The sequence below is a fragment of the Phaeobacter cretensis genome, from assembly GCF_047372505.1.
Lineage (GTDB): Bacteria > Pseudomonadota > Alphaproteobacteria > Rhodobacterales > Rhodobacteraceae > Phaeobacter > Phaeobacter cretensis.
Map to the genome: position 1 here is coordinate 374,598 of NZ_JBKBEU010000001.1, position 25,027 is coordinate 399,624.

Annotated in this window: 23 protein-coding genes; 9 read left to right on the forward strand and 14 right to left on the reverse strand. The window is 57.1% G+C overall.

The features are described from left to right. Positions 1-68 precede the first annotated feature (68 nt). The 5 genes from ACEWZM_RS01835 to ACEWZM_RS01855 all read left to right on the forward strand — a co-directional run bounded on the left by ACEWZM_RS01835 (position 69) and on the right by ACEWZM_RS01855 (position 6,168). Complete coding sequence (locus tag ACEWZM_RS01835; RefSeq protein ID WP_414004821.1) at positions 69-1,325, forward strand: bifunctional alpha/beta hydrolase/OsmC family protein; 1,257 nt, start codon at positions 69-71, stop codon at positions 1,323-1,325. 212 nt (positions 1,326-1,537) lie between these two features. After that, positions 1,538-2,842: an adenylosuccinate lyase gene (gene purB / locus ACEWZM_RS01840; RefSeq protein WP_414004822.1), complete on the forward strand. Its 1,305-nt coding sequence runs from the start codon at positions 1,538-1,540 to the stop codon at positions 2,840-2,842. 201 nt (positions 2,843-3,043) lie between these two features. After that, a complete protein-coding gene (locus tag ACEWZM_RS01845) occupies positions 3,044-3,661 on the forward strand; it encodes a tetratricopeptide repeat protein (protein WP_414004823.1) in 618 nt (205 codons plus the stop codon). Between the two features lie 75 nt (positions 3,662-3,736). Beyond that, entirely contained in the window at positions 3,737-4,936 is a 1,200-nt protein-coding gene (locus tag ACEWZM_RS01850; protein ID WP_414004824.1) for a flagellar motor switch protein FliG, read from the forward strand. Positions 4,937-5,226: 290 nt separating this feature from the next. Then, positions 5,227-6,168 (forward strand): lysophospholipid acyltransferase family protein, encoded by a 942-nt coding sequence (locus tag ACEWZM_RS01855; RefSeq protein ID WP_414004825.1) that lies wholly within the window; start codon positions 5,227-5,229, stop codon positions 6,166-6,168. 19 nt (positions 6,169-6,187) lie between these two features. On the opposite strand, the gene ACEWZM_RS01860 is transcribed toward ACEWZM_RS01855, so the two are convergent. Beyond that, a complete protein-coding gene (locus tag ACEWZM_RS01860; RefSeq protein WP_414004826.1) occupies positions 6,188-6,919 on the reverse strand; it encodes a DUF1223 domain-containing protein in 732 nt (243 codons plus the stop codon). 245 nt (positions 6,920-7,164) lie between these two features. On the opposite strand from ACEWZM_RS01860, the gene acnA reads away from it, so the two are divergent. Together acnA and ACEWZM_RS01870 are read left to right on the forward strand one after the other, a co-directional pair. After that, positions 7,165-9,852, forward strand: coding sequence for an aconitate hydratase AcnA (gene acnA, locus ACEWZM_RS01865; RefSeq protein ID WP_414004827.1), 2,688 nt, complete (start codon positions 7,165-7,167; stop codon positions 9,850-9,852). Between the two features lie 281 nt (positions 9,853-10,133). After that, a complete protein-coding gene (locus ACEWZM_RS01870; RefSeq protein ID WP_414004828.1) occupies positions 10,134-10,433 on the forward strand; it encodes a putative quinol monooxygenase in 300 nt (99 codons plus the stop codon). A gap of 61 nt (positions 10,434-10,494) precedes the next feature. On the opposite strand, the gene ACEWZM_RS01875 is transcribed toward ACEWZM_RS01870, so the two are convergent. From ACEWZM_RS01875 to yajC, 9 genes are all read right to left on the reverse strand, one after another. Then, positions 10,495-11,034, reverse strand: a complete 540-nt coding sequence (locus tag ACEWZM_RS01875) for a DsbE family thiol:disulfide interchange protein (protein ID WP_414004829.1) — start codon at positions 11,032-11,034, stop codon at positions 10,495-10,497. After that, positions 11,027-11,197 (reverse strand): heme exporter protein CcmD, encoded by a 171-nt coding sequence (ccmD, locus tag ACEWZM_RS01880; RefSeq protein ID WP_414004830.1) that lies wholly within the window; start codon positions 11,195-11,197, stop codon positions 11,027-11,029. The genes ACEWZM_RS01875 and ccmD overlap by 8 nt, the downstream gene beginning before the upstream one ends. Beyond that, on the reverse strand, positions 11,197-11,928 hold the full coding sequence (locus ACEWZM_RS01885; protein ID WP_414004831.1) for a heme ABC transporter permease: 732 nt from the start codon (positions 11,926-11,928) through the stop codon (positions 11,197-11,199). The genes ccmD and ACEWZM_RS01885 overlap by 1 nt, the downstream gene beginning before the upstream one ends. 46 nt (positions 11,929-11,974) lie before the next feature. Further along, positions 11,975-12,631, reverse strand: coding sequence for a heme exporter protein CcmB (ccmB, locus tag ACEWZM_RS01890; protein ID WP_414004832.1), 657 nt, complete (start codon positions 12,629-12,631; stop codon positions 11,975-11,977). After that, positions 12,628-13,254: a heme ABC exporter ATP-binding protein CcmA gene (ccmA, locus tag ACEWZM_RS01895; RefSeq protein ID WP_414004833.1), complete on the reverse strand. Its 627-nt coding sequence runs from the start codon at positions 13,252-13,254 to the stop codon at positions 12,628-12,630. Before ccmA ends, ccmB begins: the two co-directional genes overlap by 4 nt. 96 nt (positions 13,255-13,350) lie before the next feature. Beyond that, a complete protein-coding gene (locus tag ACEWZM_RS01900; RefSeq protein ID WP_414004834.1) occupies positions 13,351-13,704 on the reverse strand; it encodes an Mth938-like domain-containing protein in 354 nt (117 codons plus the stop codon). Between the two features lie 192 nt (positions 13,705-13,896). Next, a complete protein-coding gene (gene secF, locus ACEWZM_RS01905) occupies positions 13,897-14,865 on the reverse strand; it encodes a protein translocase subunit SecF (protein ID WP_414004835.1) in 969 nt (322 codons plus the stop codon). 1 nt (position 14,866) lies between these two features. Then, on the reverse strand, positions 14,867-16,528 hold the full coding sequence (gene secD, locus ACEWZM_RS01910; protein ID WP_414004836.1) for a protein translocase subunit SecD: 1,662 nt from the start codon (positions 16,526-16,528) through the stop codon (positions 14,867-14,869). Positions 16,529-16,562: 34 nt separating this feature from the next. After that, complete coding sequence (gene yajC / locus ACEWZM_RS01915; protein WP_414004837.1) at positions 16,563-16,847, reverse strand: preprotein translocase subunit YajC; 285 nt, start codon at positions 16,845-16,847, stop codon at positions 16,563-16,565. Positions 16,848-17,023: 176 nt separating this feature from the next. On the opposite strand from yajC, the gene ACEWZM_RS01920 reads away from it, so the two are divergent. Both ACEWZM_RS01920 and serS read left to right on the forward strand, forming a co-directional pair. Then, positions 17,024-18,499 carry a pentapeptide repeat-containing protein gene (locus tag ACEWZM_RS01920; RefSeq protein ID WP_414004838.1) on the forward strand — a complete coding sequence of 492 codons (1,476 nt, stop codon included), beginning with the start codon at positions 17,024-17,026 and terminating at the stop codon, positions 18,497-18,499. Between the two features lie 121 nt (positions 18,500-18,620). Then, a complete protein-coding gene (serS, locus tag ACEWZM_RS01925; protein WP_414004839.1) occupies positions 18,621-19,913 on the forward strand; it encodes a serine--tRNA ligase in 1,293 nt (430 codons plus the stop codon). Between the two features lie 92 nt (positions 19,914-20,005). Here the strand turns inward: serS and ACEWZM_RS01930 are convergent, their stop codons facing one another. The 4 genes from ACEWZM_RS01930 to ACEWZM_RS01945 all read right to left on the reverse strand — a co-directional run bounded on the left by ACEWZM_RS01930 (position 20,006) and on the right by ACEWZM_RS01945 (position 25,023). Beyond that, a complete protein-coding gene (locus tag ACEWZM_RS01930; protein WP_414004840.1) occupies positions 20,006-20,755 on the reverse strand; it encodes a helix-hairpin-helix domain-containing protein in 750 nt (249 codons plus the stop codon). Continuing rightward, positions 20,755-21,771 carry a fatty acid desaturase gene (locus ACEWZM_RS01935; protein WP_414004841.1) on the reverse strand — a complete coding sequence of 339 codons (1,017 nt, stop codon included), beginning with the start codon at positions 21,769-21,771 and terminating at the stop codon, positions 20,755-20,757. The genes ACEWZM_RS01930 and ACEWZM_RS01935 overlap by 1 nt, the downstream gene beginning before the upstream one ends. A gap of 369 nt (positions 21,772-22,140) precedes the next feature. Next, positions 22,141-23,601: a ribosome biogenesis GTPase Der gene (gene der, locus ACEWZM_RS01940; RefSeq protein WP_414004842.1), complete on the reverse strand. Its 1,461-nt coding sequence runs from the start codon at positions 23,599-23,601 to the stop codon at positions 22,141-22,143. A gap of 99 nt (positions 23,602-23,700) precedes the next feature. After that, positions 23,701-25,023, reverse strand: a complete 1,323-nt coding sequence (locus ACEWZM_RS01945) for a PQQ-like beta-propeller repeat protein (RefSeq protein ID WP_414004843.1) — start codon at positions 25,021-25,023, stop codon at positions 23,701-23,703. Between the last annotated feature and the right edge of the window lie 4 nt (positions 25,024-25,027).

The window sequence follows — 25,027 nt, forward strand, 5'->3', positions numbered from 1 at the left end:
GACAGATACCTTGTGCCTGCCCTCTCATAGCCGCACCTTAGGGCCACCTCCAGACAAAGGCTAATCATATGCCCATTGAACGCATTTCATTTCCCGGCCACTCCGGTGGCCAACTGGCTGCGCGTCTGGACCTGCCCGAAGGTCCGATCCTGTCCACCGCATTGTTTGCTCATTGTTTCACCTGTTCCAAAGATATTCCCGCTGCGCGCCGCATCTCGGCCCGTCTTGCAGCTATGGGGATTGCGGTGTTGCGGTTTGACTTTACCGGGCTTGGTCATTCCGACGGCGAATTTTCCAACACCAACTTCACGTCTAATGTCGCTGATCTCGTTGCAGCCGGGCAGTATCTGGCAGGGCGCGGATTAGCACCTTCGCTGCTGGTCGGTCATTCGCTGGGCGGGGCTGCCGTGCTGCGCGCCCGTGCAGGGCTGCCGTCGGTTCGCGGTGTGGTGACGCTTGGCGCGCCATCTGATCCCGGCCATGTTGCGCATCAATTCGGGGAAGCGCTGGACAAGATCGAAACCGAAGGCTCTGCCGAAGTCTGCCTCGCCGACCGCCCTTTTGTTATCCGCAAGCAATTTGTCGACGACATTCGCAATGAGGCTCTGCTCAGCGCCATCAAGGATCTGGATGCGGCCCTATTGGTAATGCACGCGCCAATGGATGCCACCGTCAGCATCGACAATGCTGCCGATATTTTTATCGCGGCAAAACACCCCAAGAGCTTTGTCACGCTCGATGATGCAGATCACCTGATCACGCGTGCCCGCGACGCCGAATACGCAGCCGATCTCATCGCCGCATGGGCCGGACGCTATATTGATCTGTCACCGCCCGCACCTCCGCCCGGCGCCCCCGAAGGCGTGTTGCGCGTAAGTGAAGCTGATCCCAATGGGTTCCTTCAGGATGTGCAATCCGGGCCACGCCACCACACCTATGCCGACGAACCCTTGGCTTATGGTGGCAGCAATAAAGGCATGACACCTTATGGGTTCATTGCAGCGGGTCTTGGGGCTTGCACCTCCATGACCATACGTATGTATGCCCGCCGCAAAGGCCTGCCGCTTGAGAGCGTCAGCGTCGATGTCTGCCACGACAAGGTACATGCACAGGACACCCTGCCCTCCGGCCCCGCGCAGATCGACCAGTTCACCCGTGTGATCTACCTCAGTGGTGAACTGACCGAAGAGCAACGCGCCAAACTGCTGGATATTGCAGATCGTTGCCCAGTTCACCGGACGCTGGAACATGGTGCCAAGGTCACCACCCGGCTGGATCAGGTGGACGCCGAAACCGAGGTCGATCCGGCGCATCTTCCTTTCTGAACCGCGCCTGAATACGCCGCTTAGCCACCATTTCTGACACCCACGACCTGCCACAAGGGATCAAATCTCAGGTCTTTTGGCATAACGCACCCGAATTTAGGGCTTTCTGTCGCTGCCTTTCGCGGTGCCCTTGCCCTGTGGGGCGCGCTGCTCTAAGACGCGCGGCATCATCCGCTTCCCTTCTGCCCTGTTACAAAAAGGTGCTGCTGCCCATGATCCCTCGCTATTCCCGTCCTGAAATGGTTGCCATCTGGTCGCCGGAAACCAAATTCAAGATCTGGTACGAGATCGAGGCCCATGCCTGCGAAGCCATGGCCGACCTCGGCGTGATCCCGCGCCAGAATGCCGATGCCGTGTGGAAAGCCAAGGATGTGGAATTCGACGTCGCCCGTATTGATGAAATCGAAGCGGTCACCAAACATGACGTCATCGCGTTTTTGACCCATCTGGCCGAGCATGTGGGCTCCGAAGAAGCACGTTTCGTGCATCAGGGTATGACGTCGTCCGACGTTCTGGATACTTGCCTAAACGTCCAGCTGGTCCGCGCCGCAGACATCCTTCTGGATGGCATGGACAAGGTACTGGCGGCCTTGAAAAAACGCGCGCTTGAGCACAAAGACACCGTACGCGTTGGTCGTTCGCACGGCATTCACGCCGAGCCAACCACCATGGGCCTGACCTTTGCCCGGTTCTATGCCGAAATGGATCGCAACAAGCAGCGCCTGCAGAGCGCCCGCAGCGAAGTTGCCACGGGTGCGATTTCAGGTGCGGTGGGCACCTTCGCCAATATCGACCCCCGCGTCGAAGAGCATGTTTGCGAACAGCTGGGCCTCAGCCCAGAGCCGATCAGCACTCAGGTGATCCCGCGCGATCGTCACGCGATGTTCTTTGCCACGCTTGGTGTCATCGCCTCTTCAATCGAGAATATCGCGGTAGAAATTCGCCACATGCAGCGCACAGAGGTGCTGGAAGGTGCGGAATTCTTCTCAATGGGCCAAAAAGGCTCCTCTGCGATGCCGCATAAGAAAAACCCTGTCCTGACCGAAAACCTGACCGGTCTGGCGCGTCTGGTGCGGATGACCGTTATACCCGCAATGGAAAACGTCGCCCTGTGGCACGAGCGGGATATCTCGCATTCTTCCGTTGAGCGCGGCATCGGCCCTGACGCCACCGTGACGCTGGATTTTGCCTTGAACCGCCTGGCCGGTGTCATCGATAAAATGTTGATTTTTCCAGATAACATGCTGGATAACATGAATAAATTCCCAGGCCTGGTGATGTCGCAGCGTGTTCTTTTGGCGCTGACCCAAGCGGGCGTGAACCGCGAAGACGCCTATGCTATGGTGCAGCGTAACGCATTGAAAGTCTGGGAAGACCGTGTTGATTTCCGGGAACTGCTTCTGGCGGATGCAGACGTGGTTGCCGCCCTTGGCCAAGACGCCATCAACGAGAAATTCGACATGGGCTACCATACCAAACATGTCGACACGATCTTTGCACGGGTGTTCGGTGCCTAAGCCATCACGGGTGTTCGGTGCTTAAGCCATCATTGGGCATCGACAATTGATCTGACTCTAGAGCCGCTCTGTCTCATGCAGGGCGGCTCATTTCGTAGCTGCCGGTCCTCACTACCTTGTTATCCCGTCTTTGCGATCAACCATCTATGGTAGGTACATAAGGCCGCAAATCCGCGGCGCGCGCGACACAAGGACAGACTGATGCCTGCAACGCCGACACTATCGCCCACCCTCGCCCGTTCCTTATCTCACTCGACGACGCGCGCAACCGGGACCGCCTTGTTGCTGGCCTTGCCTGCATTTGCCCTATCTTTGGCCTTTGCCACCGGAGCAAGTGCCGCAGGTGGTGAGGATAGCGCAGCACCCAAGCCAACCAATACCACCAAGGCATGCAAAGGCGCGAAGGTCTGGGACGATCAGAAACAGCGCTGTGTCGCGCCAGAACAATCCTCACTCGACCCTGATGAGTTGTACGACGCCATCCGCGAACTGGCCTATGCCGAACGCTATGATGATGCGCAGGCTGTACTGGCTGCCATGCCTGACCAGACGGATAGCCGGGTGCTGACCTATTGGGGTTTTACCCATCGTAAGCAGGGCTATCGCGATCTGGCGATGTCCTACTACAATCGAGCCATCGCTCAGGATCCGGGCAATCATCTTGCGCGCTCCTACATGGGGCAAGGATTTGTTACCGAAGGGAAATACGGCCAGGCACTGGAACAGTGGAAGATCATTCGTGCCAATGGTGGTACTGACAGTTGGGCCGAGGTCTCTCTGCGCGAGGCTCTTTTGTCGGGGCAGACGCAAAGCTACTGATTTTCAGCATTTCTTTACGGCTTCCGCCCTAGATTGAAGTAACAGAAAGAGAATCTTTTTGGCTAGGGCTCATAAATGCAGAATGAAAATGCTTTGGCGCTTCCCATGGCGGCCTCCTCAGATGACTTGGGTGATTTTTCCGCCCCGGCTCCGCTTGGCGGAATTGATCTAGGGGGCGATTTTGGCGGCGGCGACATGGGAATGGGTGGCATGGGCGGCGGCGCATTGGATATGCCCGCCATGGGTGGTGGTTTGCCCTCCACCAAATCAAAGCTCAGTGGCAAGGCCAAAGCAGCCATCGTGGTGCGTCTCCTGCTGAATGAAGGCGCGGACATCCCACTGGAATCCCTGCCAGACGACCTTCAAATCGAGTTAACTCAGCAAATGGGCCGCATGGGGCTGATTGACCGTGATACCCTGCATGAGGTGGCCGACGAGTTTGCAGAAATGCTGGACAATATCGGCCTGTCGTTCCCAAATGGCCTGGCCGGCGCGCTTTCCGCGATGGAAGGTAAAATCAGCCGTCAGACCGCCAGTCGCCTACGTAAAGAGGCCGGCGTGCGCCAGTTTGGCGATCCATGGGAACGCCTGCGCGCCCTACCGCCCGAAGAGCTGGCGGAGTTGGCAGAGGCCGAAAGCACCGAGGTCGCCGCCGTACTGTTGTCAAAACTCGACACCGCCAAGGCCGCACAGATGCTGATCCACCTGCCCGGCCCCGTTGCACGGCGCATCACCTATGCCGTTAGTCAGACCGCCGCTGTAACGCCCGACACTGTTGATCGTATTGGCCTGTCTCTTGCCGCCCAGATCGAAGCGCGCCCCGAAGTTGCCTTTGACGAAACGCCGGGTCAGCGCATGGGCGCGATCCTCACCCAGGCCGCAGCAGGAAAACGCGACGAAGTGCTCACCGCATTGGATGAAGAAGACGAGGAATTTGCAGGCGATGTGCGCAAGTCGATCTTTACCTACGCCTTGATCGCACAACGTGTCAGCCCAGTTGATGTCCCCAAGATCACCCGTGTTTTGGCACAGCAGGATCTGGTCACCGCTATTGCCTTCTCCACCGGCGAGGACGATGTCGAAACGAGCGAATTTATGCTAGCCAATATGTCCAGCCGGATGGCCAACAATATCCGCGAAGAAGTCACCGAACGCGGCAAGGTCAAGCGCAGCATTGGCGAAGGCGCGATGAGTACCATCGTCAACTCACTGCGCGAGCTGGTGAACTCCGGCGAAATCGAACTGCGCTCCGTGGAAGAGGAAGAAGAAGAGTAAAGCTACAGCAGGTCAGTAAAACGGCGTCCGAGACGCCCGTGTCTGCGCTTCACCGGGGTTAAGAGGCAGAACAGTTCCCCGCCCGCGACTCGCGCAATCTAATGAACCTCGGTGACACACGATCCTGCAGGTTTACAAACCTGTCAGAAAATTGAACAGGGCACTGCTCTCTCCCGCCACGATTATTACTCCGCAAGCGGCTTTGCGCTGCCAGCCTTGCTTGTACCCAATGGCGCTGACGTTTAGGGTCGCGGGTGATATTATTGCCCCTAAACGCAGGCCCTCCGGACATGCCCGTCGATCCCTCCACCCTGTCCTCAGGCCGTCGCGCCAGTTACTATGCCAGTAACGTGGCCCTGCGCGGCCTCATCGGTGCGCTTGGGCTTATTCCTTACAGAAAACGTATCCCCGCAATGGGATGGATCATACGTAAAGCAGCCCCATTGGTGGGGTTTGACAAACGTGTCCGTGACAATCTCGCGCTGACCTGCCCTGAGTTGCAGGAAGTTGATATCGCCCGGCTTTGTCATGAGGTCAGCGACAATGTGGGCCGTGTGGTGGCAGAGCTTTATGCCGGACAGCCATTTCTGGAACGCGCCTGGGCCGCACCCGTGTCAGGCCCAGGCCTGCCTGATCTGGAACGCGCCCGCGCAGAAGGACGGCCGGTCATTCTGGTGACCGGGCATTTTGGCAACTACGACGCCGCCCGCGCGAACTTGATAAAACGCGGCTTCGCCATGGGCGCGCTCTACCGCCGAATGGCAAACCCATATTTCAACGATCACTATGTGCGCGCGATAGAAAAAACCGGTAAACCCATGTTTGAACAGGGAAAACGCGGCATGATAGAGATGGTCCGCCATCTGAAACAAAACGGCATTATCGCAATTGTTGCCGATCTCCATGCCCATGGCGGCGTCAATATTGATTTCTTTGGCAAACCGGCTGTGACCTCAATCGTACCGGCGGAACTGGCGCTGAGATACAAGGCCGCGATGATCCCGGTCTATGCTATTCGGCAGCCGAACGGTCTGGATTTTGAAATCATCCTGCAGGAGGAAATTGCCCCCTCCGATCCGATCACAATGACCACCACGGTCTGCAAGCGTCTGGAAGATCTCGTGCGTGAGAATATGGGGCAATGGTTCTGGATCCATCGACGCTGGAAACCCTACAATCCAGTTCCGAAACCGGCACCGGCACCGGCACAAAAACCCGCTGACGGCAGCTGACTGGCCATCACGGAGTTGGTTAGTTCAGTTTAGCTGCTGCCAAAATGGCTCCGTATGGGGCCTGCTGAACCAGCAAGGCTGCTTCGCGTGGATCCGTCAATGCCACTGTAAACTGCAATGTGCCCTGCCCGTCCCACTCTGCGACGCGGTCGATCTGCTCGACCACATTGGCGTAGTCCAGCCGATGGCCTGCGAGTTCTCCGCGAGCAATATCAACTGTTTTTAGCGGCGCATATCGCACCAACTGTACTGTAATTGGCTGCGAAAGCGCCGGTGCAGTCTCGGCCCGATGCAGTGTCACAGAAACACCGGTCGTGTCGCTTTGGCTCTCATCGATGGTAATCGCGACCTGGCTCGACCGATCTCTATGCGCAGATATAGCATCCGCCAGCTTCATCGCGTTGGCTCCAACCACATCGTCCTGACCGTTAATGATCATCTGCGGTGTATAGACCATCTGCCGCCCGCTGACATGGGCATATCCCTTTTGGCGTCGGGTATAGGCGGGGTCTGCGAACTGGTCTTTCCAGCCGATATAGTCCCAATAGTCCACATGCAGCGCCAAAGGCAGAACATCGTCCCGTGTTGTCAGCTGCCGCAACAGCGCATCGGCGGGCGGACAGGATGAACACCCCTGCGAAGTGAACAGTTCTACGACCACCAGATCCGCAACCTGTTCACCGCTTTGCGCGGTGGCCACCGTCGGCAAGGCCATCCATGTGGCGAAAAGAAGAGATGTAACAAATCTCATGCATCGAACCCTTTCTACTCTTGCCTTTTGATCTAGCTGCCCCGGCTTGTAATGACCAATCAATCATTCTTGAGACGCCCGTGCGCGGGTCTTTTTTGGGCAAATTACGGTGTTGCTGCAAATTTTGTGTACTATTGCATACAAAAATACCATCTGCGGCGTTTCAGCTATTGAATGAGCGCCCGACCTGTTGCAAACAGCCCTTAGCGAATTCCCTGTTTTCACATCCCAGAGGGAGGCCAAACATGCCTATCACCGTCGGACAGGACAATGCCAAAACGCGCCGTAAGCTAAGCGCAGGTGGCAAGTCGATCTCTTATTACTCGATCCCCGCAGCGACCGAAGCCGGTCTTGGCGATTTCGCCAAACTGCCCGCCGCACTGAAAGTGGTGCTGGAAAACATGCTGCGGTTCGAAGACGGCGGTTTCTCCGTCTCCACCGATGACATCAAAGCATTTGCCGAATGGGGCGCCAACGGTGGTAAGAACCCGCGCGAAATCGCCTATCGCCCGGCCCGTGTTCTGATGCAGGACTTCACCGGCGTTCCGGCTGTGGTTGATCTGGCCGCAATGCGCGATGGTATCAAGAACCTCGGCGGTGACGCCAACAAGATCAACCCGCTGGTGCCTGTCGATCTTGTGATCGACCACTCGGTAATGATCGACGAGTTCGGCAACCCTCGCGCTTTCCAGATGAACGTGGACCGCGAGTATGAGCGCAACATGGAGCGCTACACTTTCCTCAAATGGGGTCAGACCGCATTTGACAACTTCCGCGTTGTTCCCCCCGGCACCGGTATCTGCCACCAGGTGAACCTTGAGTATCTGGCGCAGACCGTCTGGACCGATACAGACCAGGATGGCAACGAAGTCGCCTACCCCGACACGCTGGTCGGCACCGACAGCCACACCACTATGGTCAACGGCGCGGCGGTTCTGGGCTGGGGCGTTGGCGGCATTGAGGCCGAAGCCGCAATGCTTGGTCAGCCGATCTCCATGCTCATACCCGAAGTCATCGGCTTTGAGCTGACCGGCGAGATGATGGAAGGTACCACCGGCACCGACCTCGTGCTGAAGGTTGTGGAAATGCTGCGCGAACTGGGCGTGGTTGGCAAATTCGTTGAATTCTACGGTGCGGGCCTCGACAAGCTGCCGCTGGCAGACCGGGCGACGATCGCCAACATGGCACCCGAATACGGCGCGACATGTGGCTTCTTCCCGATTGACGCAGAGACCATCCGCTACCTGAAGAACACCGGTCGCGACGAAGACCGCATCGCTTTGGTCGAAGCCTACGCCAAAGAAAACGGTTTCTGGCGCGATGAGACCTACGCGCCGATCTACACAGACACCCTGTCGCTCGACATGGGCAGCATCGTGCCTGCGATCTCCGGTCCCAAGCGTCCTCAGGACTATGTTGCCCTGACCGGTGCCAAAGACGCCTTCCACAAAGAAATGGAAGACACGTTTAAGCGTCCCATGAACAAAGAAATCGCCGTATCCGGCGAGGACTACACCATGGAATCCGGCAAGGTCGTGATCGCGTCGATCACCTCCTGTACCAACACATCGAACCCCTATGTGATGATCGGGGCTGGTCTTGTGGCCCGCAAAGCCGCCGCTCTTGGCCTGAACCGCAAACCTTGGGTAAAGACGTCTCTTGCGCCCGGTTCTCAGGTGGTGTCTGCCTATCTTGAGGCGGCGAACCTGCAGGAAGATCTCGATAAAATCGGCTTTAACCTCGTAGGCTATGGCTGCACCACCTGTATCGGCAACTCCGGCCCGATCCAGAAAGAACTCTCTGATGCCATCGCCGAAGGTGATCTGGTTGCAACCGCCGTTCTGTCGGGCAACCGCAACTTTGAGGGCCGGATTTCACCGGATGTGCGCGCCAACTACCTCGCGTCTCCGCCTCTGGTCGTCGCCTATGCGCTGGCGGGCACCATGGATATCAATCTGGCAAGCGATCCGCTGGGTCAGGACAAGGACGGCAACGACGTCTTCCTGAAAGACATCTGGCCGACCACACAAGAAGTCGCTGATCTGGTCCAGGAGACCGTGACCCGCGAAGCCTTCCTGACCAAATATGCCGACGTCTTCAAAGGCGACGAAAAATGGCAGGGCGTGGATGTTCCGGACCAAGAGACCTACGATTGGCCTGCGACCTCCACCTATATCCAGAACCCTCCTTATTTCCAGGGCATGGGTCAGGAACCGGGCACCATCTCCAACATCGAAGGCGCGAAAGTGCTGCTGATGCTGGGCGATATGATCACCACGGACCACATCTCTCCGGCGGGTTCCTTTGCGACCACCACACCGGCGGGCCAATATCTTCTGGACCGTCAGGTGCAACCGCGTGAGTTCAACTCATATGGCTCGCGTCGTGGCAACCATGAGATCATGATGCGCGGCACCTTTGCCAATATCCGCGTCAAGAACGAGATGCTCGATGGTGTCGAAGGCGGTTATACCAAGGGCCCCGACGGCGCGCAGACCTCTGTCTTTGAAGCGTCCATGGCGCATCAGGAAAACGGCACGCCGCTGGTTGTCTTCGGTGGCGAACAATACGGTGCGGGCTCGTCGCGTGACTGGGCAGCCAAGGGTACAGCGCTCTTGGGTGTGAAGGCCGTGATCGCCGAGAGCTTTGAGCGTATTCACCGCTCCAACCTGGTGGGCATGGGGGTTATCCCGTTTGAGTTCACAAATGGGGATACCCGGAAGTCTCTGGAACTGACCGGCGACGAAACCGTGGATATCGCAGGCCTTGAAAGCGTTACACCGCTGCAAGAGGTCAACTGCGACATCACCTATGCGGATGGCAGCAAGAAAACCATCACGCTGAAATGCCGTATCGATACCGCGCCCGAGATCGAATACATCGAAAACGGCGGCGTGCTGCACTACGTTCTGCGGAACCTCGCCAAATCGTAAATCTGACGCAGCTATCTGTGTCTTAGATATTCTGAGTGGGCGCCCTTCGGGGCGCCCGTTTCAGTTTCAGCCGACCATAAGTACGACCGGCTAAACCACAGGCACCACATTCCAAAGCAGCGGCAAATTGCCCTAGCGTTACCTTTCTACTGGACGCCCCTTCTCGCAACAGTCTAGGCTTCAGAACGACCGCTCGGTAAAGATCGTTGCCCTTTTGGCTCCACACTCAATCGATCTCGTCTGCCGGTTCCGGCGGCGTTACTCACCAATACGGACTACATGTGAAATACACTTCCGAGAAAGAAGCCGTCATTGTCACCATCACGGCGATCCCCGGCACCTTTGACGAACTGACTGCTGTCATACAGAAGATGATGCCTGAGACCCGTGACTATTCGGGTTGCATAGAAGCACATCTCCTACTGTCGCCAGAACGGCATGAAATGGTAATTTTCCAAATCTGGGAAAGCAGCGAAGCGCAAAACGCCTATCTGACATGGCGTGCAGAACGCGGTGATTTTGAACGTTGTTCCGAGTACATCGAAGAAGAGCAAATTTTCCGCACCTATTCGCTGGGCTGATAGGCATCGATTGGTGGAACTAACCCCGTCTCAACGGCGCTAACCAGCTCTACTGCAACGCTTACTTTTTGGCAGCCTGCTCCAGCGCCGGACGCAGTGTCGTATCAATCACCCGCTGCGTAATCGGGCCGGCAAAGCGCAGGATAATGGTCCCCTCGCCGTCAATCACATAGGTTTCCGGTACGCCGTAAACGCCCCAATCCAATGCCATACGCCCAGCTTTGTCCTGACCAATCGCCTCATAGGGATTGCCCAACTCTTCAAGGAACCCAGTCGCGTTGTCTTCCTGATCCTTGTAGTTGACGCCATAGATCGCCAGCCCTTCTTTGGACAACGCGTCAAGGCTGGGGTGTTCAACACGGCAGGGTCCGCACCAGCTGGCCCAGAAGTTCACCAACTTCACCGTGCCATCGCGCAACGTCGCATCATCAAATCCGGGATCGTCGGCAAAACCGCTCAGAACAACCGGCGGCGCGGGCTGACCCTCACGTGCCGATGGCAGGCCTTCGGGATCATCACGGAACATTCCCGCCAGAAACAGCGCGACAAGGCCGCCGAACACAAAAACCGGCAGCGCCATCACGGGGGAGACTTTAGCCACGACGCTCTTCCTCTCGGCTTTGCATCTTCTGTTCCAGTTCCTGCATCTCACCCCGCACCTTGCGGCCACGGGCAAATGTCACCACCAACAGCCCCAGCAGCAGGACCAGAGAGACTCCGTAAGAGGACAGCACCTCAGTGGCGTATTTTCCAAGATCGGGCATTACGCTTCCATCCTTTCACGCAGCATCAACGCGCGGATCCGGCGAGCGCGGATTTCCGTTCCAGTGCGATACAACACCAGCGCCAAAAATATCAGCCCAAAGCCGATCATGCAGACATACAACGGATTGGAAAATGCATCTGCCACGTTTTCTTCCTTATCTAGCGACAGTGACGCGCCCTGATGCAAGCCTTGGTTCCAGAAGTTCACGGCATACCGGCTGAGCACGGCAAAAACGGATCCAACCAGACAGAGTATCGATGTCAGATCAGCCGCAGTATCTGGGTCCTCAATAGCCTCCCACAAGGCGATATAGCCAAGATAGAACAGGAACAGCACCAAAAATGATGTCAGCCGTGGATCCCACTCCCACCAGGTGCCCCACATCGGTTGCCCCCACAGCGCGCCAGTGATCAACGCGATCAGCGTCATCACCACACCAACAGGTGCTGCCGCTTTTGCAGCCAGTGCGCTGACGTGATGACGTCGTACCACCCAGATGAGCGACGCAACCAACATCATGAACCAAGCGTTGATCGCAATTAACGCAGCAGGGACATGCAGGAAAATGATCTTGACCGTAGATCCCTGACGGTAATCATCGGGAGTAAAGAAGAACCCCCAGATCAAGCCAACGACGATAAGCACCGCGGCACTCACCCAGAGCACAGGTTGAACCCGCTCCGAGGTGTTCAGGAACTTCTTTGGATTGGCATATTCCCAGATCGACATAGTGGCTTATCTAGCTCTTGCTTGAAGGGATCTCAATTCATTCATCCTAGCGCAAATTGACGCGCAGGACGGCGGCGCTGGCAAAGGGCAATAGGGCCAGCGTCGCCGCCGAAATACCTGCCAGCATCAAAAGCGGTGTTTCAACGGCCATACCTGCCGCGCCAGCTCTTGCGGCTTCGGCGCCAAAAATCAACGTCGGTACATACAGCGGCAGCACCAGCAGTGACATCAGCAATCCACCGCGTTTCAGCCCCACCGTAAGCGCTGCTCCAAAAGTGCCGATCACGGACAGCGCTGGCGTGCCAAGCAGCAGTGATACAACCAGCCACAGGAACCCCTCGGTTGGCAGGTTCAGGAGTATACCAAGCACCGGAGCTGCCAGCACCAAGGGCAAGCTGGTGGTGATCCAATGGGCCAGCGCCTTGATTGTCACCACGGCCTCCAGCGGCAGCGGAGCCGTGGCCATCAAATCCAACGTTCCATCCTCCCAATCCAGCGCCAAGAGCCGGTCCAGTGACAGCAGGCAAGCCAGCAACGCGCCCAGCCATAAAATACCCGGAGCAATTCGCCCCAGAAGGTCTGACTGCGGCCCAACTGAGAACGGCACCAGAACCGTAACGATAAGGAAAAACGCCAGGCCAAGACCAAAGCCACCGCCCGCACGAAGTGCAAGTTTCAGATCCCGCAGCAGGAGCGCCTTCACAGAAACGCTCCGTCAAAATCGTCCAGCTCTGGCAGTTTGGCCCGAAACCGGCTGACATCCAGCGTGTCGCCATCCAGTCCCAGATCAATATGGGTCGCGATCAGTGCCGCACCGCCTTCGGCCAAATGCCCCTGCACCACGCCAGCGAACTGCTGGACCGATGCGCGGTCCAGACTGACGGTCGGTTCATCCAAGATCCAGTAACGACGCCCGGTCACCATCAGGCGCGCCAGACCAAGACGACGTTTCTGTCCCGCCGATAGGGCGCCAGACTGCCGATCCCGCAAGCTGTGCAGGTCAAAGGCATCAACCGCGCGATCAATATCGCCAGTGGCAAAGATAGACGCCCAGAACTGCAGGTTTTCGGCCACTGTCAGGGTCAGTTTGATCCCGTCTGCATGACCGGCATAGGCAAACTCGTCCTCGCCTCCAGCGGCCTCAAAGATGATCTCGCCCGCCCGTGCTGGTTGCAGGCCCGCAATGGTCCGCAGCAGCGTGGTCTTGCCGCAGCCATTTGGCCCACGCAGGATCAGCGCCCGGCCCGGTGTCAGCGTAAAGCTCACCCCGTCCAGCACCGGAACACCGCCGCGCGCGATGCTCAGACCTGCGATGGTCACCGTCATGAAATCCACCTACCTCTTTGGCTTTGTGTCGAAAACGCGATCTAGCACTTCCTGCTATCATCTCAGATCAAGGCCGCGTGCTACCACCTGTGATGATCAAACAGCAAGTGCTGCAAGCGCGACCCTGCGCCCTTCGGACAAAAGCACATTGTATGTACGGCAAGCGGCGGGAGAGTTCATCGTCTCGACCCCGATGCCCGCAGTTTCCAGCTGCCGACGCAGCGCAGTCGGGATATGTGCAACCTCAGCACCGGTGCCAATAAACAGCACATCGACCTCCCCCGCGAGTGCGATCAGGGATGCGCTGTCCTCATAACTGCCCCAATCGGTCGTGCCTGTGGGCCCGGTCAGAATATTGCCCTGATGTACCTCGCCCCCGACCCGGAAAAACCCAGGCCCATAGCCGTCAATTGGCAGCGCGTCAGTATAAGCAACTTCGTTCATGCGCATCGGGCATCCTTTCGTACTGTGCCAGATCCTAAGGTGTCATTCGGCGAGAAAGCCTGCGGGATTTGTCTACTGACTATCTCTCTGGTGCGCTGCATAACACGTCGGTCCCGTTGACAAAATACCGCCACATAAAAAGAGGCCGCAGCGTTCCGGCTGCGACCTCTCGTAACATGCGCCTTCCGTGCAGAAGGCTCAGGCGTCGATATTGGCGAACTGGTTGCCCGCCGTGTTTGATGGCTTGGTCCAGTCCCGTTTTACGCCCAGCCACAACAGGATGGTGGAAGCGACGAAGATCGATGAATAGGTGCCGATAATGACGCCCCAGATCATGGCAAAGACAAACCCCCGGATCACATCCCCGCCGAGCACATAAAGCGAGATCAGTGCCAGAAGCGTGGTCACCGAGGTCATCACCGTCCGGCTCAGGGTTTCATTTATCGAGATGTTCAGCACCTCGGCCAGCGGCTTTTTCTTGTAGCGGCGCAGGTTTTCCCGCACCCGGTCAAAAACCACCACGGTATCATTGAGCGAGTAGCCGACAATGGTCAGCAGCGCCGCAATGATCGCCAGATCAAACTTAATCTGGAGTTCCGAGAACACGCCGATGGTCAACACCACATCATGCACCAGCGCCGCGACGGCCCCCAGCGCAAACTGCCATTCAAAGCGCAGCCAGATGTAGATCAGAACCGCCCCAATCGCGAGCGCGACCGCCAATACCGCCGTCTGCACCAGCTCGCCGGAGACCTTGGGGCCAACGGATTCGACCGATACAAACTTGATGCCGGGTGCCACATTATCAAGTGCCGCGTTAACGCTGGCAATCACATCACCAGAGACAGACTCGCCATCGGCCTGCGCCTGAATACGCACCATAGCGACATGCTGATCCTCGGCGAATGTCGGATCGAAGACTTCGCTGATCGTGATGTCACCCAGCTCAAGAGGCTCCAGCGCAGAACGGTAGGTGCCTACGTCAATCTCGGTGGTGCTTTCGGTACGGATGGTCGTCCCGCCCCGGAAATCGATACCAAAGTTCAGCCCCTGCAGTGCAAAGGAGGCAAATCCTACAACAATCATCAGGGCAGAGATGCCCAGCCACAGCTTCCAACGCTTGAAGAAATCAAACAAGGTATTTTCGGGAATAAGTTTCAGCCGCATCTCAGACCTCGATCGTTTTCGGACGACGCCGTTCAAACCACATCACTATGATCACCCGCGTCACAAAGATAGCGGTGAAGACCGATGTCATGATCCCCAGACCCAGCGTAATCGCAAAGCCGCGCACAGGGCCAGAGCCCATGGCAAACAGGATCACCGCAGTGATGAAAGTGGTTATATTGGCGTCAAGAATGGCGCTCAGCGCCTTTGAATACCCCTCATCAATGGCCCTTGCAGGCCCCCGACCGGCTTTCAGCTCTTCGCGGATCCGTTCAAAGATCAGCACGTTGGCGTCCACGGCCATACCCACTGTCAGAACAATGCCCGCGATCCCCGGCAGGGTCAGTGTCGCACCAATCAGGCTCAGCCCGCCAAAGATCAGGCCAATATTGAGGATCAGCGCGATATTGGCAAATAGACCGAACAAACCATAGCTCAGCGCCATGAACACCAGCACCGCGACAAAGGCCACGATAGTTGCAACCTTACCCGCGTCGATGCTGTCCTGCCCCAGTTCGGGGCCGATAGTGCGCTCTTCGAGGAACTCCAACCCGGCAGGCAATGCGCCCGCCCGCAGCAGGATCGCCATATTGGTGCTTTCCTCAATGTCGAAATTACCGGTGATGATACCGGACCCACCCGGAATATGTGACTGGATTACCGGGGCGGAGACCACCTCATCATCCAGTACGATGGCAAAGGGCGACCCGATGTTTTCGGCGGTGTAGTCACCGAACTTGCGTGCGCCAGTTGTGTTAAAACGGAAGCTGACTGCCGGGCGGCCGTTCTGATCAAACGATGGCTGCGCATCAACCAGCTCTTCGCCGGTCACGACGGGGGCGGCTTCTACGGTATAATAAACCCCTTCTTCGTCCAAAGAGGGGACCAGCTTGTTGCCGACACCGGCATTGGCATCCGCATCGCCACCACGCCCGACAACCGGGTTAAAGGTCAGCTGCGCGGTAGTGCCAATAATCTCTTTCAACTCAGACGCAGAGCCAATGCCCGGCACCTGAATCAGGATACGATCACTGCCCTGTCGCTGAATGGTCGGCTCACGGGTGCCCACTTCGTCAATCCGGCGGCGGATGATTTCCAGTGACTGACGCACAGTACGATCATCAGAGGCCACTTGCTCGGCTTCGCTCAGCTCGACCGTGATGATATCGCCGCTACCAGACACCGTGATATCCGTAGCCCCTGCCCCGGTCAGACTGGTAATCGGATTGGCCAGCCCTCGCACAACCTCCAGCGCGCGGGCCATGCCATCCGGCTTTGTAATCTTCAGGCGAATCTGCCCGTCGGGAGCCTGCTGACGCCGGAACGTGCCAACCTCAGCGCGTTCAGGGCGCAGCGCGTCGCGCACTTCAGGCCACAGCGCATCCATACGGGCAGCATAAACGTCGCCTACCTTCACCTCTGCCAGAAGATGCGCGCCACCGCGCAGGTCCAGACCAAGGTTAACAAGCGACGATGGCATGAACGACGGCCACTGACCCGCCACTTCCAGCCGCTCGGAGGTTTCCCCCCGCAGCGTAATTTCGGCGGCGGCATCATTGGCCTGCTCGACGCGCGTGTAAAATGCATTTGGCAGGGCAAGCAAAAGGCCGGTCACACAGACCAGCCAGATGAGAACCCGCTTCCAGAGATCAATTTGCAGCATTGCCCTGCCTTTTCAATTGGTTAAGCGGGGCTACTTACGCTGCCGGCTCGGTCTTGTTCAGAACCTGTGCGATGGTGGATTTGATCACGCGGATTTTGACACCATCGGAGATTTCCACTTCGATTTCGCCATCTTCCTTGACCTTGGCCACCTTGCCGATGATGCCGCCCTGGGTCACCACCTGATCGCCTCGGCGCAGCGCTTCGACCATCGCCTGATGTGTCTTCAGCTTTTTCTGCTGCGGACGGATCAACAGGAAATACATGATCGCAAAGATCAGAATGAGCGGGAGAAATTGGGCGAGTGCGCCACCATCCATGGGATATTCCTTCTGTGTGACGGGCGCTTGTGACGCCCTTAATTTTGCAGGGGAACCTATGCGTTGCCCCGAGGGTTTGCAAGGCTAAGGCGGCCTTAGCTGATACCGCAAACGCAGTTGACCACCGGCAGAGGCGGTGAGAGGGTGAAAGCGCATTTTTCAGCAAGGTTATTTTCGTGTTCAACACCTATTTGGCGATTGTCAGCCAGCCGCTGTTTTTCACGTTTCTTGCGCTTTGTGGCGGGGTCTATGCGCTGCTCTGGGCGATCAGCCTTAAGCCCGCCACACTCCCGCAACCATTGGCTTGGCTGCGCCAGCACTACGTCAAGGCGCTGCTGATCGTGGTTGGTGTGCTCTTTGTCCTCGCGATGACCTTCTATTTGGTCGAAATCGGGCTGAGCGTGCGTCGCCTTGTCGATCTTCTGGGGAACGAACTTGCCAGGCCAGAACCAAAGGCTGAGGAGCTACGCTTACTCGCTCACAGCATAGGCATCCTCGTCGCCATACTTGCAGGCTCCGCCACCGTATTCTTCGCCTCGATCCGGGTGTGGACAAATGAACGGAACACCACGGCAACCGAACAGGGTTTGATCACGGATCGCATTAACAAAGCTGTTGAGGGGCTAGGCGCCGAAAAAACCGTGAAGCGGCAGCGCCGCGACAGTGAAGGGAACCTGACCTACGAGAGAAACTCTGTTGGCCAACAAGACTTTGCAAAGCCAGTTTTTGCCGAAACAACAGAACCCAATCTGGAAATGAGAATTGGGGCGATCTTTGCTCTCGAACGCATAGCCCGTGAAAGTTTGGACTTTCATGTTCAAGCCATGGGTCTCCTATGCACTTACATTCGATTAAATTCGCCGCTTCAAAGTGCTGCCGAATTTCCACGTAATATGGATCGGCACTCCGTTGCAAAGAGATGGGATGACTGTCCTATCCTACGCATCGATATCCAAACAGCTCTTGATGCGCTGGGACGACGGTCCGATGCCAGCATCAGAAAGCGAGAAGCCATCGCAGATTTTGTTTTGGGCTTAAATGGTTGCAACCTTCAAGGCGCTCAAATCAGTGGCAACTGGAATCGAGCCGATCTGTCAGATTGTGCGTTAGAACAGGCCAGTTTTTCTGATGCGAGCTTTGTCGAAACAGATTTTCGAAGAAGCCGCCTCTCAAAGCTCGCGATGGCTGAGTGTAGTTTCGAGAACGCGAAAATTGAGCGAGCTGAGCTGCGCTTCACGCATTTCGAAGCGGAGCAGATCGAGTGCTTTCTAACGCCCAGCGACTATGGCCATTGGGGGCCGAGGATCGAGAACTGCGAGTTGAATGTCGATGGGGTGCCAATCCCCGACGCACTAAGAGTGGTCCGGAGCTCAAAAATCAGAGGGATGATATTTCGATCAACTCAACAATTCGAAGCTCTCAACGACGATTCAAGATATCCGTACGGGTCCTCTACAGGAAATACACTTTGCAAATGTGCGCTTCAGCAACTCCGCCTGTCAGACAAGGCGCGCGACAATGGTTGCTTCAACGAATTGCTCGCTGATACCTCGGTCACCAACTGGCCGACATCCGCACCCGACCACTGGATCGAAGAAACACTTTCGGATGACGAGTTCGAAGAAAAGTTCTTTATATGGAGAAATTCTTAGCCCGCGCCCTAACGTGCCATCCCACAACACCCCGGCGGCAAACGTGCGCGCCCCCTTCCCCTTCCCGTCCCCATCCGGCATATGCTTGCGGCACTGATTCAACGCTTTAGGAGCACCTCCCATGCATGACATCCGCGCTATCCGCGAAAACCCTGCCGCTTTTGACGCCGCTTTGGCGCGGCGTGGGGATGCGGCGATGTCGTCTGACATCTTGGCGCTGGACGAATCCCGCCGCAGCAAAATCCTGGCGGCGGAAACCGCGCAAGCCGACCAGAACAAGGCGGCCAAAGCCATCGGCGCGGCCAAGGCCAAGGGCGACGACGCTGAATTCGAACGCCTGCGCGCGGAAGTGGCCGGCAAGAAAGCCGAAGTTGCCGCCCTGCAAACCGAAGCCAAAGAGCTGGACGCCAAACTGACCGACGTTCTGGCGCGTATCCCCAATCTGCCCGCCGCCGACGTGCCGACGGGCGCGGATGAGGACGACAACGTAGAGGTCAGCAAATGGGGCGCGATTCCAAATTTCGCATTTGATCCCAAGGAGCATTTTGACATCAAAGGCGTCACAGCTGCGATGGATTTCGAAACCGCAGCGAAGATCTCCGGCGCGCGCTTTGTGCTGTTGAAGGGTGCCGTGGCGCGCGTTCACCGGGCGCTGGCCCAGTTCATGATCGATACCCATGTCGACGAAAACGACCTGACCGAGGTGAACAGCCCGGTTCTGGTGCGTGACGAGGCGATGTATGGCACGGATAAGCTGCCCAAATTCGGCGAAGACAGCTATCAGACCACTAATGGCTGGTGGCTGGTGCCCACCTCCGAGGTGCCGCTGACCTACTCCGTGGCCGGCGAGACACTAGATGAAAGCGCGCTGCCGATCCGGATGACCGCGCATACCCTGTGCTTCCGCTCCGAGGCGGGCAGCGCCGGCAAAGACACTTCCGGCATGCTGCGCCAACACCAATTCGAGAAAGTCGAGATGGTATCGGTGGTGCACCCGACCAAATCTGACGACGAGCAGAAACGCATGTTGCGCTGCGCCGAGGGGCTGCTGGAAAAACTGGGCATCCCCTATCGCACTGTGGTGCTCTGCACCGGTGACATGGGTTTTGGCGCGCGCCGCACCTTTGATATCGAAGCCTGGGTGCCCGGTCAGAATACTTACCGCGAGATCTCCTCTGTCTCCACCACCGGCGATTTTCAGGCCCGCCGCATGAACGCGCGGTTCAAGCCTGCTGATGGTGGCAAACCGGAGTATCTGCACACCCTGAATGGCTCTGGCCTGGCGGTCGGCCGCTGCCTGATCGCGGTGCTGGAAAACGGCCAGCAGGAAGATGGGTCTGTCAAACTGCCCGAGGTTTTAGCCCCCTATCTGGGGGGGCGCCTGACCCTGACAGCCGAGGGCGCGCTGGTTTAGCAGACCTCCGCAACCTCTTAATAAAAATTAAAAAAACCGGCGCATCATAGCGCCGGCTTTCTTTTATTCTGATCTCATCACCTGAACGGCTGCTATTTCTTCTTCTTAACCTTTGGCGTTGGCGCCCTCTGTTTTTTGGAGGATGGCTTCTTAGACGCATCCTTTTTGCTGGCGTCAGTCTTACCGGACGCTGCATTGGCAGATGTCGGCTTGCCGGAGGCTTTCTTCACCGGGTCCTTCTTGGCACCGTCTTTCTTGCCGCCGCCGGACTTAGCACTGTCTTTCTTGGCGTTGTCCTTGGCTTCCAGTATCGCCTTGGCCTTGGCCTTTTCCTTCTCAATCGCCCGTTTGGCCTTGGCCTTGACCCGTTTGGCCTTGGCTTTGGCCTTTATCTTTGCCTCTGCAAATTCTTCTGCGAGAGCGACCGCCTGTTTGGCTGATTTCTTGGCTTTTGAAACTGCTTTCTCCGCCTTTGCCTCCGCCGCTCGGCGGGCAGCTTCTGCAGCTGCCAGTGCAGAGCTGAGCTGTACAGTATCAGCCTGCCCCGAGCTCTTACCATTGCCTATAATCGTAGGCCCGGTTTTCGATGCACTCTTAGCCCCGCGCGTAGGCATGGATTTTGATGCGGCAGGAGCGCTTGCCGTGGTCTCCGGAGTTGCCCCGGTTTGCAGCTTGCTTGCCTCCGCCGCGAGTTTCGCGGCCCTTAGTTTGCCGATCCTCGGGATCTCGCTCAATTCGCTAAGCGTTTTCTGCGCAAGGGCTTCGATCGTGGTGCAGCCGTTTTCTGTCAGCACCCGCGCCAATGCGGGTCCGACACCGGGTAGTTTTGTGATAGATGTCATCAAGAAGGCTCCTGCGTGTTGCAATACCCTGCGGTTCCAGCCAGATCCGTCGACGCTGGATTATGCCTCGGAAAGGGCACAAGTCGCTGTTGATCCTCATCCCAGAGTTTCAGCCCCATGGCGCGGATAGCCTCCCCGAACTTAATCCGGCGCAGCGCAATTTCCGGCGGCAGATTGTGATGGCAGCGGCGCAAACGATAGCTCGGAATGCGGGCATTGAAGTGATGAATGTCATGAAGCGTGATATTGGCAACTGCGAAGTCAAAAAGCCAGCCGAAATCGAGACATGAGGAGCCCTGAAGCGCCGCAACTTGCGGATTGAGGTCAGGGCGCCGATCCCAATAGGTGTCTTCGAAGTTATGCTGCAGGTAGACCAGGAACACCCCGATCATACCGCCGAGGAAGGAAAACCCCAGCCAGACCATCACACCTGTCAGCCCCGCAACGACAAAAAGCAGCCCCAGCAACGCAATAATAGCAACATTGTGAAGGACCACTCCCAAAACGCCAAACCGCAGCGTATTCTTAGGCCAGCGGTAGCGAATAAAGTAAGTGAATGCCGCCCCCAATGGCACCAGAACAAACGGGTTACGATAGAGCCGATAGGCCAGACGCCGACCCCAATTTGCCGCGTGCCATTCGCGCAGGGTCATAGTGTGGATCTCACCCGACTCGCGATGTTCAAGGTTGCCGACAAAGGCATGATGTTCGTTGTGGTTTTGTTTCATCACCTCAAACGGAGCAAAGGTGAAAGGAGACAGAAAATGGCCTGCAATCTCGTTCTGCAGACGGGTTTCAAACAGCGAATGGTGCCCGGTGTCGTGCTGAAGAACATAAAGCCGGACCGCGGCGAAGGCAAAAACAACGCCAGCAGGCAGCATCAAAAACCACATCCCGGCGAAGTGAATAGCAATCGTCAATGACAGGAAATAGACGGCAAAGGTTCCGAAATAGCTGAGCGCGGCCAGCCGGTTATCCTTGTCACAATAGGTCCGTGTATATGCTCTCAGATCCATAAATGTTCCCTAGAGGCACAGTGTAACGCCGCAATGACGCTCATCTCAGGCACAATTGCCAGAAGGTCCGCGAACAGCCCCAACACGCCACCGTAGCTAGCTCCGACACAGCCCCCCGACAGAACCACCACTGTTTCAAAGGTGATTGTCTGGCCTCACTCTCTACACGGGGACATTTCCGATACTTGCTTGACTTATCGTTAACCCTAGCAAAGCCAACAGCTTGCGGTCAAATCAAGCCAGATTCATTGCGCAGATATACGCTCGTGGGACAAAACGCTCACACATGGATACAACGCCAAAGAAAAAGGGCCGCCCAAAAATAAGGAAGCTGCCTTTTGTCTCGTCCCGGATCAAGCGTGTCTGCAATCAGTTGCGACGACCTTCAAGGTGTTTGCGCAACTTCGAAGGTGGCGCTTTTTTCTTGCCCTTGTAGGGGTTTTTGTCCGACTGCGAGCGCAGCGTCAAACGAATGGGAGTGCCCGGCATATCGAAATCCTGCCGCAGCCCGTTGACCAGATAGCGATTATAGCTTTCTGGCATTTTGTCGGGATGCGAACACATAACCACAAAGCCCGGCGGACGGGTCTTGGCCTGTGTCATATAGCGCAGCTTGATCCGTTTGCCCTGCGGTGCGGGCGGTGGGTGCTGTTCCAACATACCAATCAACCAACGGTTCAGCGCAGCTGTTGGGATACGGCGGTTCCAGACGTCATAGGCACGCATGATAGCCGCGTGAAGACGGTCCAGACCTTTGCCGGTTTTGGCTGAAACTGTGATCAACGGCGCGCCACGCAGCTGTGGCAACAAACGATCAAAGGCCTCTTTCAGGTTGCGTAGTTTTTCCTGCTTTTCGTCTTCGATATCCCATTTGTTCACCGCAACAACCACCGCGCGGCCTTCACGTTCGGCAAGGTCGGCGATGCGCAGATCTTGTTGCTCAAATGGGATCGCCGCATCCAGCAGAACCACCACCACTTCGGCAAATTTGACCGCGCGCAGACCATCGGAAACCGACAGTTTTTCCAGCTTTTCCTGAACCTTGGCCTTTTTGCGCATACCAGCTGTATCAAAGATACGCATCGGCACATCTTGCCAGTCGATCTGCAGCGATATCGCATCGCGGGTAATTCCGGCCTCGGGACCGGTCAGCAAGCGATCTTCGCCAAGAATCTTGTTGATCAGAGTGGATTTTCCCGCATTTGGGCGGCCCACTACGGCCACCTGCAACGGTTTGTTCCGGGTTGGCATAGGCACCGAGAGGTCTTCCTCGTCGGCATCCTCATCCAGAACGACATCGACATCCGGGCTGCTGTCATCACCACGTTTTTCAAACTCGTCTGACAGCGGCATCAGCTGTGAATAGAGATCGTTCAGACCTTCGCCATGCTCACCAGATAGCCGGATCGGCTCTCCCAACCCAAGACCCCAGGCATCCAGAACACCCGCATCCGCGGCATTGCCCTCAGCCTTGTTCGCAGCCAGGATCACATGGGCAGATTTTTTGCGTAGGATTTCCGCGAACATCTGGTCGATCGGTGTCACACCAACACGCGCATCAATCATGAACAGGCAGATATCAGCCATATCAACAGCGCGCTCGGTCAGACGGCGCATGCGTCCCTCGAGCGAGTTGTCGGTGGCATCTTCAAGACCAGCCGTATCAACCACGGTAAAGCGCAAATCGCCAAGACGTGCTTCGCCCTCGCGCAGATCGCGCGTAACGCCGGGCTGGTCATCCACCAGCGCCAGCCGCTTGCCTACGAGACGATTGAACAATGTGGATTTGCCCACATTCGGGCGGCCCACAATAGCGAGGGTAAAAGACATCAGACCAACTTTCTGCGATTCAGACGCGCCCCATAGCGCATCTGCGCGTGCCCTGCCAGAGCACATCGCTGCGTAAATCTCTCCTACCGCATCAAAACGCTATCGGAAAGCGTGCAATTGCCCCTTGGTAGACACAACATAAAGCGTCCCACCCGCCACGACAGGTGCTGTGCTGGCACCATCGGGGATTTCGACAGTACGCACCAATGTGCCGTCCTGAGGGCTAAAGAACCGCAGCAAACCATCGTTAGAGGCCACCACCACCTGCCCACCAGCCACAACGGGGCCATGATGGGCTACAACGGCACCGCGCTTACGCGGCTTATCCTTCAGATACCCAGGCAAATCAGCGGCCCAAACCGCCTCACCACTTTCGGCGTCCAACCGCACAAGCTGGCCCTGGTCGCTGATCAAGAAGATATTGCCAGCAACAGGCCAAACCGGATCCACCGCACCATGACGCACAGTCCACAGGCGATCACCGGTACCAAGGTCAAAGGCCGCCGTTCGACCGGATTGATTGCCAACATACATCCTATTGCCCGACACAACCGGCGCACCGGTCACATCGCCAATCCGTGAAATCGTGCGGCCAATCCGCTTGCCCGAAACCGATGCGTTCCAGCGCCGCAATCCGCCCTTGCGGAAGGTCGCGGTAAGATCACCCGATCCAAACGCAAAGATCGCGAGATCCGAGGTCACTGCAGGCGCAGGCGCGCCCAGAATATTCGATGGGCTCGGGGTTGCCTCGATCTGCCAGGCAATGCGGCCATCCTTGGTATGAATGGCCCAACCCGTGTCATCTCCGGCAACCAAATAGAGCAAGCCATCACGCACAGTCGGCTGACCAGACCCGGTGGCCTCCAATTCTTGGCGCCAGATGGTCACGCCAGTGGATGCATCCAATGCGGTCACCGCACCATAGCCGGATGAAACATAAAGCACGCCCGCATCATAGGCCAAACCGCCACCAGTCGCCTGTCCGGAACTGTCCGAGGTCGGAAGCAGCTCACTTTGCCACTGCAAAGTGCCACTCGGGCTGACGGCTGAAACCTTGGCACCGCTGTCCAGAGTGTAGATACGGCCATCGCCTATCACCGGCGTTGCGATGATGCGTTGACGGCGGCTATCGCCATCGCCGATGGATGTGGACCAGATCGCAGTTGGCGCTGCTGAAAGGGCGGGATGTGTCGGACGCGATCCTTCGATGCCCGGCCCCTGTGGCCAGCTGACATTGTTGCGGGTCGCTGGCAGCGCTATCGCGCGGGAATTGTTGGTCACAATGGTGAGACTGTCTTCACGCAAGTCCAGACGTTCACCGCGCAGGATGACCTCAGGCTCGGCACAGGCGGACAGGATCAACGCCAATGCGCTCCCTGTCAGTATACCCTTTGCGCCCCAATAGCTTGTTACTACCGTCATTGCC

Coding starts and splice junctions, on each gene's coding strand:
- ACEWZM_RS01835 (WP_414004821.1), top strand. CDS start 69: ATGCCCATTGAACGCATTTCATTTCCCGGCCACTCCGGTGGCCAACTG.
- purB (WP_414004822.1), top strand. CDS start 1,538: ATGATCCCTCGCTATTCCCGTCCTGAAATGGTTGCCATCTGGTCGCCG.
- ACEWZM_RS01845 (WP_414004823.1), top strand. CDS start 3,044: ATGCCTGCAACGCCGACACTATCGCCCACCCTCGCCCGTTCCTTATCT.
- ACEWZM_RS01850 (WP_414004824.1), top strand. CDS start 3,737: ATGCAGAATGAAAATGCTTTGGCGCTTCCCATGGCGGCCTCCTCAGAT.
- ACEWZM_RS01855 (WP_414004825.1), top strand. CDS start 5,227: ATGCCCGTCGATCCCTCCACCCTGTCCTCAGGCCGTCGCGCCAGTTAC.
- ACEWZM_RS01860 (WP_414004826.1), bottom strand. CDS start 6,919: ATGAGATTTGTTACATCTCTTCTTTTCGCCACATGGATGGCCTTGCCG.
- acnA (WP_414004827.1), top strand. CDS start 7,165: ATGCCTATCACCGTCGGACAGGACAATGCCAAAACGCGCCGTAAGCTA.
- ccmD (WP_414004830.1), bottom strand. CDS start 11,197: ATGCCCGATCTTGGAAAATACGCCACTGAGGTGCTGTCCTCTTACGGA.
- ACEWZM_RS01885 (WP_414004831.1), bottom strand. CDS start 11,928: ATGTCGATCTGGGAATATGCCAATCCAAAGAAGTTCCTGAACACCTCG.
- ccmA (WP_414004833.1), bottom strand. CDS start 13,254: ATGACGGTGACCATCGCAGGTCTGAGCATCGCGCGCGGCGGTGTTCCG.
- ACEWZM_RS01900 (WP_414004834.1), bottom strand. CDS start 13,704: ATGCGCATGAACGAAGTTGCTTATACTGACGCGCTGCCAATTGACGGC.
- secF (WP_414004835.1), bottom strand. CDS start 14,865: ATGCGGCTGAAACTTATTCCCGAAAATACCTTGTTTGATTTCTTCAAG.
- secD (WP_414004836.1), bottom strand. CDS start 16,528: ATGCTGCAAATTGATCTCTGGAAGCGGGTTCTCATCTGGCTGGTCTGT.
- yajC (WP_414004837.1), bottom strand. CDS start 16,847: ATGGATGGTGGCGCACTCGCCCAATTTCTCCCGCTCATTCTGATCTTT.
- serS (WP_414004839.1), top strand. CDS start 18,621: ATGCATGACATCCGCGCTATCCGCGAAAACCCTGCCGCTTTTGACGCC.
- ACEWZM_RS01930 (WP_414004840.1), bottom strand. CDS start 20,755: ATGACATCTATCACAAAACTACCCGGTGTCGGACCCGCATTGGCGCGG.
- ACEWZM_RS01935 (WP_414004841.1), bottom strand. CDS start 21,771: ATGGATCTGAGAGCATATACACGGACCTATTGTGACAAGGATAACCGG.
- der (WP_414004842.1), bottom strand. CDS start 23,601: ATGTCTTTTACCCTCGCTATTGTGGGCCGCCCGAATGTGGGCAAATCC.
- ACEWZM_RS01945 (WP_414004843.1), bottom strand. CDS start 25,023: ATGACGGTAGTAACAAGCTATTGGGGCGCAAAGGGTATACTGACAGGG.